General features: G+C 71.0%; 2 protein-coding genes. Both read left to right on the top strand.

What is annotated here, in order from left to right; all coding sequences use genetic code 11:
• Positions 1–13 precede the first annotated feature (13 nt).
• Positions 14–17,323, top strand: coding sequence for a non-ribosomal peptide synthase/polyketide synthase (locus AB0M73_RS31955; protein WP_363898407.1), 17,310 nt, complete (start codon positions 14–16; stop codon positions 17,321–17,323).
• Between the two features lie 14 nt (positions 17,324–17,337).
• Complete coding sequence (locus AB0M73_RS31960) at positions 17,338–17,538, top strand: MbtH family NRPS accessory protein (RefSeq protein WP_043733703.1); 201 nt, start codon at positions 17,338–17,340, stop codon at positions 17,536–17,538.
• The last annotated feature ends 43 nt before the right edge of the window (positions 17,539–17,581 follow it).

Consider the following 17,581-nt stretch of genomic DNA (forward strand, 5'->3'; position numbering starts at 1 on the left):
GGTGCCCTGATCGATGTCGGTCCCACCGGAGTGGAACGCCACTGACCGGCCTTTGCCCGCCCGCACCCTGGCCCAGCTGGTCGAGGCCCAGGTCGCGCGCACTCCCGGCGCGCCCGCGCTGCTGGGAGCGGACGGCACGGTCAGCTATGCCGAGCTCGACGCCCGGGCCAACCGGCTGGCGCGCCTGCTCGCGGCGCACGGGGCGGCGCCGGAGCGAATCGTCGCGCTGGCCCTGCCCCGCTCGGCCGACCTGGTCGCAGCGCAGCTGGCGGTGGCCAAGACCGGGGCGGCCTTCCTGCCGGTGGACCCGGACTACCCGAAAGAGCGAATTTCGCTCATGTTCGACGACGCGGATCCGGTGCTCGTTGTCACCCGGCGCGCACTGGCCGACCGCCTGCCGGCCGCTGTGCCGACGATCACCATGGACACGCCCGGCCTGCTGGACGAGCATGACGACCGGCCACTCGACCGTCCACAGTGCACCGACCACGCGGCGTACGTGATCTTCACGTCCGGGTCCACCGGGCGGCCCAAGGGTGTTGTGGTCACGCACGCCGGCCTGGCCAGCTTCGCCGCGGCCGAGATGGACCGCTACGAGGTCCGCGCGGGCGACCGCGTGCTCCAGTTCTCCTCGCCCAGCTTCGACGCGTCCATCCTGGAACTGTGCATGTCGCTGCCGGCCGGCGCCGCCCTCGTGGTGCCGCCGCCGGGGCCGCTGCTCGGCGACCACCTGGCCGACGTCCTCCGCACGGAGCGCGTCACGCACGCGCTGATTCCGCCGGTGGCGCTCGCGACCGTGCCGGACACCAAGCTGCCCGACTTCCGCACGCTGATCGTCGGCGGCGACGCCTGCACCGCCGACCTGGTCCGCCGCTGGGCCCCCGGCCGCCGCATGATCAACTCCTACGGCCCGACCGAGTCGACGGTCGTCGCCACCTGGAGCGACCCGCTGACCCCGGGCGGCACCCCGCCCATCGGCCGCCCGATCTGGAACACCCGGGCCCACGTCCTGGACGCCGACCTCCGCGCGGTCGGTGTCGGCGTCACCGGGGAGCTGTACGTCGAAGGTATCGGACTGGCCCGCGGCTACCTTGAGCGTCCGGGCCTGACGGCTTCGCGCTTCGTCGCCAGCCCCACCACGCCCGGCACCCGCATGTACCGCACCGGCGACCTGGTTCGTTGGACGTCTGGGGGCGTGCTGGAGTTCGTCGGCCGCGCCGACCACCAGGTGAAGATCCGCGGCTTCCGCGTGGAGCTGGGCGAGATCGAGACGGCGCTGCGTCGGCACCCGCACGTCCGTGACGCGGTGGTGATCGCCCGTGAGGACCGGCCCGGCGTGAAGCGCCTCGTTGGTTACGTCTTAAGCAGCACCGACGCCGACCTGCGGGCGCACCTGGCGACCACGCTGCCGGACTACATGGTGCCGGCGGCGATCATGCGCCTGGACCGCTTCCCGTTGGGCCCCAATGGGAAGCTCGACCGCAAGGCCCTGCCGGAGCCGGACTGGTCGGCCGCGCGCCGCAGCCAGCACGTGGCTCCGCGCACCGAGGCCGAGACCGTGCTGGCCGGGCTGTGGGGAGAGCTGCTCGGCGTCACGGAGGTCGGCGTCCACGACGACTTCTTCGAGCTGGGCGGCGATTCCATCCTCGGCGCGAAGCTGCTGGCCCGCATCCGCACCAGCTTCGACGTCGACCTCTCGCCGCGCGTGGTGTTCGACGCCCGCACGGTCGCCGGCATCGCCGAGCTGCTGCCGCCTCAGGCCCGCGCCGCCGAGAACCGGATCCGCCGGGCGCCGCGCACCGGGCCGGTGCCGATTTCCCCGGCGCAGCGCCGGTTATGGCTGATGAACGACCTGACCGCCGGCGACACGGAGTACAACTCCGGCATCGGCCTCCGGCTTCGGGGCCCGCTCGACCGGGAAGCCCTGCAGGCTGCCCTGAACACCTTGGTGTCGCGGCACGAGTCCCTGCGCACGACGTTCGACACCGTCGACGGCGAGATCGTGCAAGTGATCCACGAGACTGGATCGGTTCCCCTGCGCCGGATCGACGACATCGAGGCCGAGCTGGAGCGCCCGTTCGACCTGCGTGAGGGCCCGTTGACCCGGGCCGGTCTGCTCGAACTCGGCGCAGATGACCATGTGTTGTTGTTGTGTCAGCACCACATCGTCACCGACGGCTGGTCGGTCGGCGTGCTCGTCGACGAGCTGGTCACCCTCTACACCGGTGGCGAGCTGCCCACCCCGACCATCCAGTACGCGGATTTCGCGCTGTGGCAACGGGAACGGCTCACCGGGCGGCTCCGGGAGCGGCAGCTGGCGTACTGGCGGCGCAAGCTGGCCGGCCTGGCCCCGCTGGAGCTGCCGACCGACCGCCCCCGACCGCAGGTCCGGACCACCGCGGGCGCGATCCGCCGCTACGACCTGCCGGCGGATCTGGTCCGGCGGCTGTCGGAGATCGGCCAGGACCACGGCGCCACGCTGTTCATGACCTTGACCGCCGCCGTGCAACTTCTGTTGGCCCGCCACAGCAATCAGCAGGATGTCGCCATCGGCACGGTCGTCTCCGGCCGTGACCACGCCGAGCTGGAGCCGGTCACCGGCTTCTTCGTGAACACCCTGGTGCTGCGCTCGTGGGTGGAACCGGCGCAGAGCTTCCCCGACTTCCTGGCCGGTGCCAAGGAAACCGTGCTGGAGGCGTTCGCCTACGCCGACCTGCCGTTCGACCAGGTGGTGGCCGACCTCCAGCCGGTGCGCGACCCGAGCCGGAACCCGTTGGCGCAGGCCCTGATCATTCTCCAGAACGACATGGTCCCGGCCCGCACGGCCGGTGCGCTGCGCATCGACGAGCACGATCTGCCGCGCCCGCGGGCCCGCTTCGATCTGGTCTTCGAGTTCGTGCCGCGCGACGGCGGCCTCGTCGCAGCCATCGAGCACAACACCGATCTGTTCGATGCCAGCACGATCGACCGCATCGCCGGCCACCTTCGCGTGCTGCTGAACGGCATCGCCGCTGACCCGGACCGCACGGTGGGGGAGTTGCCGCTGCTGAACGACGTCGAGCGCCGGCAGGTGCTGACCGAGTGGCAGGGTCCGGCCGTCGACGTGCCGGCGGTGACGTTGCCGGATCTGTTCGAGCAGCAGGCCGAACGGACGCCCGAGGCCGTCGCGGTGCTCTGCGAGGGCCGCGAGCTGACCTACCGTGAGCTGGACGAGCGGGCGAATGGCCTCGCCCGCAGTCTGCTCGCGGAAGGCGCCGGCCCGGAGCGGCTGGTGGCGATCTCCATGCCGCGCTCGGAGCAGATGATCGTCGCGGTGCTGGCCGTGCTGAAGTCCGGCGCCGCCTACCTCCCGGTGGACCCGAAGTACCCGGCCGAGCGCCGGCAGCTGATGATCGCCGACGCCGAGCCGGTCGTGGTGCTGACCGAGATCGGCGACCAGCCGGCGCAGACGGAGAACCTCGACCGCCCCGGCCTGATCCCGGCGCATCCGGCGTACGTCATCTACACCTCGGGCTCGACCGGCCGTCCCAAGGGCGTCGTCGTCACGCACGCCACCGCGGTCGACCTGATGACGTGGGCGGCCAAGGACTTCGGGCCCGGCGGTCTGTCCACTGTGGTCGCCTCTACCTCGCTCAACTTCGACGTGTCGGTGTTCGAGATCCTCTGCCCGCTGATGGTCGGCGGACGCATCGAGGTTGTCCGGGACGTCCTGGCCCTCGGTGAACGTCCCGACGCCGACTGGACGGCGAGCCTGGTCAGCGGCGTGCCGTCGGCGTTCGCGCAGCTGCTGACCCAGGGCGCGGTGTCCGTGACGCCGGATCACGTCGTGCTGGCCGGCGAAGCTCTGACGGCCAAGGCCGTGCGGGACGTGCGGGCGGCGCTGCCCGGCGTGAAGATCGCCAACATCTACGGCCCGACCGAGGCCACCGTCTACGCGACTGCCTGGTACGACAGCATCAGCCGGCATCGGGGCGACGACCGGAACCCGCCCATCGGCCGGCCGATCGCCAACACCCGGGCGTACGTGCTGGACTCGGCCTTCCGGCCGGTGCCGCCGGGCGTGACCGGGCAGTTGTGCCTGGGCGGCAACGGCCTGGCCCGCGGCTACCTCAACCGCGGCGGCCTGACCGCGGACCGCTTCGTCGCCGACCCGTTCGGGCCGGCCGGCAGCCGGATGTACCTCACCGGCGACCTCGTGCGCTGGACCGCCGACGGCGAGCTGGACTACCTGGGCCGCGCCGACCACCAGGTGAAGATCCGCGGCTTCCGCATCGAGCTCGGCGAGATCGAGAACGCCCTGCGCGCCCACTCCGACGTCGCCGACGCGGTCGTGGTCGTTCGTGAGGACAACGGGCACAAGCGCCTCGTCGGCTACGTCATCGGCGGCGACGAGGCCGACCTGCGGGTGCACCTGGCCCGGTCGCTGCCCGAGCACATGGTGCCGGCCGGCTTCGTCTGGCTGGACAAGTTCCCGCTCAACCCCAACGGGAAGCTCGACCGGGCCGCGCTGCCGGCCCCGGACTGGGAGTCCCACGGCACCGACTTCATGGCCCCGCGCACCGACACGGAGCGGGTGTTGGCCGAGGTCTGGGCCGAGGTGCTGGGCGTCGCCCGCGTCGGCGTGCTGGACAACTTCTTCGAGTTGGGCGGCGACTCGATCCTGAGCATCCAGGTCGTGTCCAAGGCGGCCAGGGCCGGGCTCAAGGTGTCGTCGCAGGACATCTTCCTCAACCAGACCATCTCCGGACTGGCGACAACAGTTGTTGTCGGCGAGCTCGTCGAGCGTGGCCCGGCGTTGGGCGAGGTGCCGCTGACCCCGGTCCAGCGGTGGTTCCTCGACACGAACCCGGCTACGCCCGGGCACTTCACGCAGAGCGCCGTGGTTCGCTTCGACGAGCCCATCGACGCCACGAAGCTGTCCGTTGCCCTCCAGGCCCTGGTCGACCAGCACGACATGCTGCGGGCACGGTTCACCGACCGTCAGGTCATTCGGGCTACGGAGCCCGTCACCGTGCTCGGCGACGCGGATCCGGTGTTCGATCTGACGCAGGGCCCGCTGATCAGGGCCGCGATCACCGGCGACCGTCAGGTCACGCTGTACGTGCACCACCTGGTCGTCGACGGCGTGTCCTGGCGGATCCTGACCGAGGACCTGATCACCGCCTACCGCGGCGGGGACCTCGGTCCGCGCACGACGTCGTTCCAGGAGTGGGCGCACAAGCTCAGCAACCACGCGTTCGGCGACGAGGCGCACTGGCAGGCGATCGAGGACGTGCCGATCCCGGTCGACGGCGACGGCCCGGACACCGTTGCCGACACGTGCGAGGTCAGCGTGCGGCTCGACGCCGCCGAGACCCGGGCGCTGTTGCAGGACGTGCCCGGTGTGTATCGCACGCAGGTCAACGACGTGCTGCTGGCGGCCGTCGGCCGGGTGTTGTCGGAGTGGACCGGCAGCCCGCGTGTCGTGGTGGATCTGGAGGGCCACGGCCGCGAGGACCTGTTCCCCGGCGTGGACATCTCCCGCACGGTCGGTTGGTTCACGTCGATCTTCCCTGTGCCGCTGGAGATCGTCGGTGACTGGGCCCGGGACCTCAAGGCCGTCAAGGAACAACTGCGGTCGATGCCGCACAAGGGTGTCTCCTACGGGGCGCTGCGCTACCTCGTCGGGAGCGTGCCGGCGATCGAGCCGGCGGTCAGCTTCAACTACCTCGGGCAGTTCGACGGTGAAATGGCGCTGCACGAGGACCCTGCCGCGCCGCGACGGCACCTGCTGGACGTGGTGGGGCGCGTCGAGAACGGCTGCCTGGAGTTCACGGTCTTCCACGGTGCACGGCATTCGCGGGCGACCATCGAGGGGCTGGCCGCCGCGCTGCGCATGGCGTTGTTGGAGATCATCGAGCACTGCGCGCAGCCGGGCGTCGGCGGTCGCACCCCGTCGGACTTCCCGCTGGCCGGTCTCGATCAGTCCACAGTGGATCGTCTGGTCGGCGACGGGCGCACCGTCGAGGACATCTATCCGCTGACGCCGACGCAGGCCGGCATGGTGTTCCACCGGCTCGTCGAGAACGGCCAGGGCGCCTACTTCCAGCAGGTCACCTTCACCGTCGACGCTCGGCCCGACGAGCTGGCGGCAGCCTGGCAGACGGTGGTGGACCGGACGCCGGTGCTGCGCAGCGACATCGTGTGGGAAGGTGTCGACCGGCCGGTGCAGATCGTGCGTCGAGGCGTCACGCTGCCCGTCCGCCGCTACGACGGGGACTTCGACGCCCTGTTGGCCGAGGACCGGGCCGCCGGCCTGGACCTGGAGGTCGCCCCGCTGATGCGGGTGACGCTGGTCGACCTGGGCACCGAAACGCGGGTCCTGTGGACGTTCCACCACCTGCTGCTGGACGGCTGGAGCCTGTTCCAGGTGCTCGCGGACGTCATGGCTGCGGTGCACGGCGAGGAACTGCCGGCTCGACGCCCGTTCCGGGACTATGCGGCCTGGCTGTCCGAACAGGACGCTTCGGCCGCTGAGGAATTCTGGCGGCAGCACACGTGCGAGCGCACGCCGCTGCCGTACGACAGGCAGCCGTCTGGCGTCACCGAGTCGACGGCGAGCCTCCGCATCGACTTCCCGGCCGACGGCCTGCGGGAAATGGCGCAGCGCAACGGCTTGACCGTCAACACTGTCGTGCAGGGCGCCTGGGCGCTGCTGCTGGCCCGGCACAGCGGGCAGCGGGAGGTGTGCTTCGGTAGCACCGTCTCCGGCCGGCCGGCCGATCTGCCCGGGTCCGACGGGATCACCGGCATCTTCATCGCGACCTTGCCGTCCATAGTGGACGTCGAGGAGTCGAGGGCGCTGGTGCCGTGGCTGCGCCGGATCCAGGACGAGCAGGCGGCGGCCCGGAGGTTCGACTACGCCCCGCCCACCGGCACTCTGTTCGACAGCATCCTGGTGTTCGAGAACTACCCGGTGGACGCCGACCTCGGCCTTCGCGACCTGCGCGGCGTCGAGACGACGAACTATCCCCTCGCGGTCGTGGCCTATCCCGGCGACCGGCTGACCCTGGCCTTCGGCTACGACCCCAAGTTGTTCGACGGGTCGACGATCGAGGCTTTGGCCAACCGGCTGCGCGTGCTGATCGAGGAGATCGCGGCCGACCCCGACCGACTGCTGTCGTCGCTGTCCACGGTCACCGACACCGAGCGGACGCTGCTGCTCGACGAGTACACCGACACCGCGCACCCGCTGCCCGAGGTCAACGTGGTCGACCTGTTCGCGGCCCAGGTCCGCCGGCGGCCGACCGAGATGGCGGTCGACAACCTGACTTACGCTGAGCTGGATCGCCGCTCGAACCGCTTGGCGCACAGGCTGATCGAGCTCGGCGTCGTACGGGACGAGCCGGTGGCGCTGCTGCTGGAGCGGTCGCCGGAGCTGGTGGTCGCCGAGCTGGCGGTGCTCAAGGCCGGCGGCGCGTACCTGCCGCTGGACGCCCGCGCGCCCAAGGACCGGCTCCGCACCATGGCGGCCGGCTCGTCGGTGCTGATCACCGACGAGAGATGGCGGTCCATCGGCGAGTCCGTCCACAGCGGACAGATCACCATGATCGACGAGGGGACGTCCGACGGCCCGGTGGATGTGGCCGTGCACCCCGCCAACCTGGCGTACGTGATGTTCACGTCCGGGTCGACGGGCGTGCCCAAGGGCGTCGCGATCACCCATCGGGACATCGTCGCGCTGGCCGCCTACCGGTCCTTCCGGCCGCACCACCGGGTCGTGATGCTGCACTCGCCGCAGGCCTTCGACGCCTCGACCTACGAGCTGTGGGTGCCGCTGCTCAACGGCGGCCGCGTGATCGTCGCCCCGCCGGGGAGCGTGGACCCGGCCGTGATCCGGTGGGCGGTCGGCCAGGGCGTCACCTCGCTGTTCCTGACCATCGGCCTGTTCCGCCTGGTGGCGCAGGAGGATCCCGGGTGCTTCGACGGACTGGCCGAGGTCTGGACCGGCGGCGAGGCCGTGCCGGCCGAGGCCCTGCGCCGTGTGCTGGCCGCCTGCGACGGTCTGTCCGTTGTGGACGTCTACGGCCCGACCGAGACCACGACCTTCGCCTCCCGGCACCTGATGACCGACGCGGTGCCGGACGTGGTGCCGATCGGCACGCCACTGGACAACATGCGGCTGTACGTGCTGGACACCGACCTTCGGCTGGTGCCGCCCGGTGTGGTGGGGGAGTTGTTCATCGGCGGCGCCGGCGTGGCCCGGGGTTACCGCGGCCAGCCCGGGTTCACCGCCTCTCGCTTCATCGCCGATCCCTTCGACAGTGGCGAGCGGCTGTACCGCACCGGTGACCTGGTGCGCTGGCGTGGCGGTGTGGTGGAGTTCGTCGGCCGCGCCGACGACCAGGTCAAGATCCGCGGCTTCCGCATCGAGCTCGGCGAGATCGAAGCGGCCATGGCCGCGCACCCGAGCGTCGAGCAGGCTGTCGTGGCTGTGCGCACGGACGACGGCCGCAAGCGGCTCGTCGGCTACGTCGTCGGCGAAACCGTGGGCCTGAAGGAGTTCCTGGCCGAGACGCTGCCCGACTACATGGTGCCGGCGGTGATCGTCCGGCTGGAGTCGTTGCCGCTCAGCGCCACCGGCAAGGTCGACCGCAAGGCGCTGCCGGCGCCGGACATCGCCGACACGACCCGGGGCCACGTCGCCCCGAGCACCGACGCCGAACTGACGCTGGCCAAGATCTGGGCCGAAGTGCTGCGACTGGACCGGATCGGCGTCGAGGACAACTTCTTCGAACTCGGCGGCGACTCGATCGTCAGCATCCAGGTCGTCTCCCGCGCCCGCCAGGCCGGCCTCAGCCTGATGCCCGGCGACCTGTTCACCCACCCCACGATCGCCGCGCTGGCCAAGGCCGCCGGCACCGCCACCACCGTGACCGCCAGCCAGGACGCGGTGACCGGCGACGCGCCGCTGACCCCGGTCCAGCGCTGGTTCCTCGACGCCGAACCCGTGCAGGCCCAGCACTTCACGCAGTCCATGCTGCTGGACGTCCCCGACGACCGGGAAGCGCTCGACCGGGCCCTCAACGTCCTGCTCGCGCACCACGACGCCCTGCGCACCACCTTCGCCGAGGGCCAGACCACGAAACCGGTGCAGGCAACCAAGATTCTCGACGGCCCGGCGTTCGACCTGGTCAACGGGCCGCTGCTGCGCGCGGAGCTGGTCGACGGCCGGCTGCTGGTCGAGGCCCACCACTTGGTCGTCGACACTGTGTCCTGGCGGATCCTCGGTGAGGACCTGCGATCCGCGCTGCGCGGCGACGCCTTGCCGGCCAAGACGACCTCGTTCCAGGAGTGGTCGATCCGGCTGGCCGACTTCGCCGAAGCCGGCGGCTTCGACGACGAGCTGGCGCACTGGAAGTCCCTGACCTCCGACGTCGGGCTGCCGACCGACGCCGACGGCGTCAACACCATGGGCTCGGTCCGCACGATCACCGTCGGCCTCGACGCCGAGCACACCCGGGCGCTGCTCCAGGACGTGCCGGGCGTGTATCGCACGCAGGTCAACGACGTTCTGCTCAGCGCGCTCGGCCGGACGCTGGCCGAGTGGACCAGCCGCGACCGGGTTCTCGTCGATCTCGAAGGCCACGGCCGGGAACAGCTGTTCGACGACGTCGACCTGTCCCGCACGGTCGGCTGGTTCACCTCGATCTTCCCGGTCGAGCTGGCCGCGAGCGGCGACTGGGACACGATCCTCAAGTCCGTCAAGGAAAGCCTGCGGGCGATCCCGCGCCGCGGCGTCGGTTACGGGGCGCTGCGCCACCTCACCGGCTCCGCCCCGGCCATCGACCCGGAAATCAGCTTCAACTACCTCGGCCAGTTCACCGACGACGGCTCGATCGGCGGCTCGGCCGACCCCCGCCAGCGCCGCCCGCACCTGCTGGACGTCGTCGCGTTAGTGCAGCACGACAAGCTCGAACTGACCTGGTACTTCTCGGACCAGGTGCACACCGAGGCAACGGTCCGCACTCTCGCCGACGCCATGGTCCAGGCGTTGACCGGCATCGTTCGGCACTGTGCCCGGCCCGGCGTCGGCGGCCGCACGCCGTCCGACTTCCCGCTGGCCCGACTGAGCCAGTCCGATGTGGACGGACTGGTCGGCGACGGCCGTGGCGTGGCGGACATCTACCCGCTGACTCCGCTCCAGGCCGGCATGATCTTCCACAGCCTGGTCGACGGCTCCTCCGGCGCCTACTTCAACCAGGTGCAGCTGAGACTGACCGGCATCGACGACCCGGCCGCGTTCGCCGCCGCCTGGCAACGGGTCGTGGACCGGACCCCGGTGCTGCGCAGCCGGATCGTGTGGGACGGCCTGGCCGAGCCGGTCCAGGTCGTGCAGCGTGACGTCACGCTCCCGATCACCGTGCTGGACTGGACCTCCGGCGACATCGACGTCCGACTCCGGGAACTGCTGGCCAACGACCGGGCCGCTGGCATGGATCTCGCCGTCGCCCCGCTGATGCGCGTGACGCTGGCCAAGCTCGCCGCCGGCGACGTGCTGCTGGTCTGGACGTTCCACCACGTGCTGCTGGACGGGTGGAGCTGCGCCCAGCTGGTGCAGGAGGTGTGCGAGGACTACAAGGCCGTCGGCACCCCGCCGCGGCGCACGCCCTTCGCCGAGTACCTGCGCTGGTTGTCCAGACAGGACCTCAACCAGGCGGAGACCTTCTGGCGTGAGGCCCTAGACGGCGTCGAAGGCCCGACGCCGCTGCCGTTCGACCGGCAGCCGGTGGAGTCGCACCGGGCGCAGTCCTGCGCCACTGTCCGTGTCGACTACGCGGCTGAGCCGCTCAAGGCGCTGGCCCATCGCCTGGGCCTCACCGTGAACACGGTGGTGCAGGCCGCCTGGGGTCTGTTGCTGGCCCGCCGCAGTGGCGGCCGCGATATCGTGTTCGGCACCACAGTGTCGGGCCGCCCGGCCGATCTGGCCGGCGTCGAGTCGATGGTCGGCATGGTGATCAACACATTGCCGAGCCGGATCCGCATCGACGACGGCAAGTCCGTGGCCGACTGGCTGCGCGGCGTGCAGCAGGAGCTCTCCCGGGCCCGCCAGTGGGACTTCGTGTCGCTGGCCCAGCTCCAGGGCTGGATCGGGGCGACCCTGTTCGACAGCCTGCTGGTCTTCGAGAACTACCCGTTCGACGAGGAAGCGATCGCCGCGCACGGCATCGGCATGCACGGCATGGGCGAGGTCCAGCCGACCAACTACCCGCTCAGCGTGGTCGTGCAGCCCGGCGACGCGCTGGCCGTCAGCTTCGACTACGACCCGACCCTGTTCGACGAGGCCACCGTCCACAGCCTGGCCGACCAGCTCGAACTGGTGCTCACGGCCATTGCACGCGCGCCGGAGAAGCCGGTGCGGGACCTGGACCTGCTGACCGACGCCGAACGCCGCCTCGTGCTGCGGGAGTGGAACGCCACGGCGACCGCGCCCTGCTTCAACACCGTGCTCACGGCCTTCGCCCAGCAGGATCCCGAGGCGTTGGCGCTGGATCACCTGACCTACGCGGAACTCGATGCCCGCGCGAACCGCCTGGCCAACCGCCTGGTGAAACTGGGGGTGGGCATCGAGGACCGCGTCGGGTTGCGTATCGAGCGGTCGGTCGACCTGGTGGTCGCCGAGTTGGCCGTGCTCAAGGCCGGCGCCGCGTATGTCCCGATCGACCTCCGTGCCCCGGCCCACCGTCAGCAGGCGGTCCTCGACCAGGCCGGCGTGCGACTGGTGCTGAACGACGGCGAGGTCGATGTCGACGAGCCTTCGACAACACCTGTTGTCAAGGTCGGCCGGGCCAACCTGGCGTACGTGATGTTCACGTCCGGCTCGACCGGCGTGCCCAAGGGCGTCGCCGTCACCCACGCGGACATCGTCGACCTGGCCCGGGACCGCTCCTTCGCCGGCGGCCACGGCACGACGCTGCTTCATTCGCCGCAGGCCTTCGACGCCTCCACGTACGAGGTGTGGGTCCCGCTGCTCAACGGCGGCCGCGTGATCGTCGCCCCGCCCGGAGACGTCGACGCCTCGGTCATCCGGTGGGCGGTCGGCCAGGGCGTGACCGGCATGTGGCTGACCGCCGGCCTGTTCCGGTTGATCGCCCAGGAGGACCCGGAGTGCTTCGCGGGCCTCACCGAGGTCTGGACCGGCGGCGATGTGGTCCCGGCCGACGCCGTGCGGCGGGTGATCGCCACCGGCGTGTCCGTTGTGGACGGTTACGGCCCGACCGAGACCACCACCTTCGCCTCCCGGCACAAGATGAAGGGCCACGTCCCGGACACCGTTCCCATCGGCTCGCCGCTGGACAACATGCGGCTCCACATCCTGGACGGCGACCTCCGCCTGGTGCCGCCGGGCACCGTCGGCGAGCTGTACATCGGCGGCGCCGGCGTGGCCCGCGGCTACATCGGCCGTCCGGGCATGACGGCTTCGCGGTTCATCGCGGATCCCTTCGGCGGCGGCGAGCGCCTCTACCGCACCGGTGACCTCGTCCGCTGGCGTGACGGCGTCGTCGAGTTCGTCGGCCGTGCCGACGACCAGGTCAAGGTGCGGGGCTTCCGCATCGAGCTGGGGGAGATCGAGGCCGTCCTGGCCGAGCACGCCGCGGTCGAGCAGGCGGTCGTGGCCATGCGGAACGACGACGGCCGCAAGCGGCTCATCGCCTACATCGTGGGCGAAACCGAAGGCGTCAAGGACTTCCTCGCCGAGCGGCTGCCGGACTACATGGTGCCGGCGGCGCTGGTCCGGCTGGACGAGCTCCCCCTCAGCCGCAACGGCAAGGTCGACCGCAAGGCGCTGCCGGCCCCCGAGCTGGCCGCCAGCACCGGCTACCTGCCGCCGCGCACCGACAACGAGCGTGTCCTCGCCGGCATCTGGGCGGAGATCCTCGGCGCCGAGCGCATCGGCGTGGAGGACAACTTCTTCGAGCTCGGCGGCGACTCCATCCTCAGCATTCAGGTGGTCTCCCGGGCCCGTGCCGCCGGCCTCGACCTCACGCCGAGGGACCTGTTCGCGCACCCGACCGTCGCCGGCCTCGCGGCCAACGCCACCACCGCCGTGCAGATCGTCGCCGAGCAGGGCGCAGTCAGCGGCGAGGTGCCGCTGACGCCGATCCAGCGCTGGTACCTCGACGGCGACCTGGTCGCGCCGGAGTCGTTCAAGCAGTCCATGCGGATCGAGTGGCCGCAGGACTTCGACGTCCCGCAGCTCCGGGCCGCACTGGCCACCGTTGTCGCGCACCACGACGCCCTGCGCATGCGGTTCCACCGCATCGACGGCACGTGGTGGCAGCACAACGCCCCCGACGAGTCGTCGGAGATCCTCGACGCCGAGATCAACCTCGCCGACGGGCCGGTGATCACCGCTCGACTGGCCGAGCCGAACGTGCTGGTGCTGACCGCACACCACCTGGTGATCGACGGCGTCTCCTGGCGTGTGCTGGTCGAGGACCTGGAGGCGGCGTACCACCGCAAGGCCCTGCCGCCCAAGACAACCTCGTTCCGCGAGTGGTCTCAGCGCCTGGACAAGCACGACTTCGGCGCGGAGCTCGCCTACTGGACGGGCATGACCGCCGATCCGACACTGCCGACGGACGGCAACGGCCCCAACACCTTCGCCACCACGACAACAGTTGTTGTCGGCCTCGACTCCATCCAGACCAGGGCCCTGCTCCAGGACGTCCCGGGCGTCTACCGCACCCAGGTCGACGATGTCCTGCTGGCGGCGCTGGGCCGGGTCCTGGCCGACTGGACCGGCCGCGACCGGGTGCTGATCGACCTGGAGGGCCACGGCCGGGAGCAGTTGTTCGACGACGTCGACCTGTCCCGCACGGTCGGCTGGTTCACCTCGATGTACCCGGTGGAACTGACCATCGGCGGAGGCTGGGCCGACACGCTCAAGTCCGTCAAGGAACAGCTGCGAGTGGTGCCGAACAAGGGCGTCGCCGGCCTGGTTCACGCCACGGCTGAGCCCCGGATCAGCTTCAACTACCTCGGCCAGTTCACCGACGCCGGCACGCTCGACTCCTCGATCAGCCCGGACGAGCGCCGCCCGCACCAGCTCGACGTCGTCGGGCTGGTCCAGGGCGGCAAGCTGGAGCTGACCTGGCAGTACTGCACGGAACTGCACCGTGAGTCGACCATCCGCCGGCTCGCCGGCGACCTCGTCGCCGCGCTGCACGAGATCATCCGGCACTGCGCCGAGCCCGGCGCCGGCGGCCGCACGCCGTCCGACTTCCCGTTGGCCGGCCTGGCCCAGCACCAGGTCGACCGGCTCGCCGGCGACGGCCGGGAGATCGAGGACATCTACCCGCTCACGCCGATGCAGGCCGGCATGGTGTTCCACGGACTGTCCCAACAGGACCGTGGCCTCTACTTCGAGCAGGTCGCCTTCGTGCTCGAGGACGCGCCGGACGTGTCGCGGCTGGCCGCGGCCTGGCAGCGGGTGGTGGATCGGACCCCGGTGCTGCGCAGCCGGATCGTGTGGGACGGCGTGCCGGAGCCGGTGCAGGTCGTCGACCGGCACGTGAACGTGCCGATCGCCATGTACGACTGGCAGGGCCTCAACCGCGAGCCGCTGCTGGCGGATCTCCTGGCCACCGATCGGGCCGAGGGCTTCAACCTCGCCGCCGGCCCCCTGCTGCGGATCACCCTGGCCCGGCTGTCGGCCACCGAGGTGCAGGTGGTCTGGTCCTTCCACCACGTGCTGCTCGACGGCTGGTCGGTGTTCCAGGTCCTGTCCGACGTGTTGGGCACGGAAATCCCCGTGCGCCGGCCGTTCTCGGACTATGTGGCCTGGCTGCGCCGGCAGGACCTCGACACCGCAGACGAGTACTGGCGCGAGGCGTTGGCCGGCGTCGAGGGCCCGACGCCGCTGCCGTTCGACCGCACGCCGACCACCAGCCACGACACGGCCTCCACCGAGTGGGTGTCGGCGCGGCTGGATGAGCGGGCGGCCGGCCGGGTGCACGAGTTCGCCCGCAGCCGCAGGCTGACCGTGAACGCGGTCGTGCAGGGCGCTTGGGCGTTGCTGCTGTCCCGCTACAGCGGGCAGGGCGACGTCTGCTTCGGGGCGACCGTCTCCGGTCGGCCGACCGACCTGCCCGGCGCCGACGACATCGCCGGCATCTTCATCAACACCCTGCCGGTCCGGGCCACCGTGGACGCCGGAGTGTCCGCCGTGGACTGGTTGCAGGAGATGCAGCAGGCGCAGGCGGAATCGCGGCGGTTCGAGTACGTTCCCCTGTCCCGCCTGCAATCCCTGGCCGGCGTGCCGACGCTGTTCGACAGTGCCGTGGTGTTCGAGAACTACCCGGTCAGCGAGAAAGGCGGTATCCGCGACCTCGACGCCACCGAGGCGACGAACTACGCGCTGACCGTCGTCGGCGTGCCGGGGGAGACCCTGACCCTCGGCATCGGCTACGACCCCGAGCTGTTCGAGCCGGACACCGTGCAGCGTATGGTCGGCCACCTGGTCCGCGTGGTGGAAGCCCTGTGCGACAACCCCCTCCTCGGCGACATCGACGTGCTCGCCGCCGACGAGCGGGAACACGTGCTGACCAGGGTGAACGCCACCGCGCGGGTGGTCGTGCCGGCGACGTTGCCGGAGCTGATCGAGGCCCGGGCCACCCGCACTCCCGAGGCGATCGCGGTCCTGTCCGACACCACGTTGACGTTCGCCGAGTTGGACCGGCGGGCGAACCGGTTGGCCCGCAAGCTGATCGCCGCCGGGGCCTGCCCGGAGAAGATCGTCGCACTGGCCCTGCCGCGGTCGCTGGAGATCATCGTCGCCCAGCTCGCGGTGCTCAAGGCCGGCGCCGCCTACCTGCCGGTCGACCCCGCCTACCCGGCGGAGCGCATCGAGTTCATGCTCGCCGACGCCAAGCCGGTGCTCACGATCACCATGCCGGACAGCCCGTTGCGGGCGGACATCGTCATGGACGGCTCCGAAGCGTCCTATTCGGACGAACCGGTGACTCGATCCCTGTCGCCGACCAGCCCGGCCTACGTGATCTACACCTCCGGCTCGACCGGCCGCCCCAAGGGCGTCGTCGTCACGCATGCCGGCCTGGCCAGCTTCTCCGCGGCGGAGATCGAGCACTTCGACGTCCGCCCCGGCGACCGGGTGCTCCAGTTCGCCTCGCCGAGCTTCGACGCCTCCGTGCTCGAACTGTGCATGTCGTTGCCGGCTGGCGCGGCGCTGGTCGTGCCACCGCCGGGACCGCTGCTGGGGGAGCACCTCGCCGCGGTGTTCAGCGGCCGGGAGGTCACACACGCCCTGGTGCCGCCGGTCGCGATGGCCACCGTGCCCGAGGTCCCGCTGCCGTCGCTGCGGACGCTGATCCTCGGCGGCGACGCCTGCACGCCGGATCTCGTGGCCCGGTGGGCGCCCGGCCGCCGGCTGATCAACGCCTACGGCCCGACAGAGTCCACTGTGGTCGCCACCTGGAGCGATCCGCTGGAACCCGGTGGCACGCCGCCGATCGGCCGCCCGATCTGGAACACCAAGGCGTACGTGCTGGACGACGGGCTGCGGCCGGTTCCGCGCGGCGTGCCGGGGGAGCTGTACGTGGCCGGCATCGGCCTCGCCCGCGGCTACCTCGACCGCGCCGGGCTCACGGCCTCCCGCTTCGTGGCCAACCCGTTCGAACCTGGCGTCCGGATGTACCGCACCGGCGACCTGGTCCGGTGGAACGCCGACGACGAGCTGGAGTTCCTCGGCCGCGCCGACAACCAGGTCAAGATCCGCGGCTTCCGGGTCGAGCCGGGGGAGATCGAGGCGGCCCTCACAGCACGCCCGGACGTCAAGGCGGCAGTGGTGGTCGCCGCTGATCAGCGGCTCGTCGCCTACGTCGTCGGCAACACCGACGGCCTGCGGGAACACCTCGGCGGCCGGCTGCCGGAGCACATGGTGCCGTCGGTCTTCGTGCCGCTGGACGAGCTCCCGTTGACCCCCAACGGAAAACTCGACCGGCGCGCGCTGCCCGCGCCCACCCAGGAGCTGCCGACCACCGGCTACACCGCGCCGGAGACCGAGACCGAGGAGGTGCTGGCCGGCATCTGGGCCGAGGCGCTGCAGCTCGACCGCGTCGGCGCCACCGACAACTTCTACGACCTGGGCGGCGACTCCGTGCGCAGCCTGCACATCACCTCCATGGTCCGCACCGCGTTCGACGTCGAGCTGACGCCGCGTGACGTGCTGGCCAGCGCAACCGTGACCGTCCTCGCCGAGCTCATCGAGGAGCGGGTCCTGCTCGAACTGGAACGGGTCGCCTTCGGCGACGAGGAACTGTGAAGGGACACAAGACAGTGCGCGACGACATCGACTACCAGGTGCTGGTCAACGACGAGGAGCAGTACTCGCTGTGGCCGCTGGCCAACGAGGTGCCGGCCGGCTGGCGGCCGACGGGCTTCCAGGGCGGCAAGCAGGAGTGCATGGACCACGTCGACCAGGTGTGGACCGACATGCGCCCGCGCAGCCTGCGGGAGTGGATGACCGCCAATCAATAACACTATCACTTCAGGGAAGACTGAAAACAAGCCCGTGGTCAGG

Source organism: Kutzneria sp. NPDC051319, assembly GCF_040682195.1.
Classification (GTDB): Bacteria; Actinomycetota; Actinomycetes; order Mycobacteriales; family Pseudonocardiaceae; genus Kutzneria.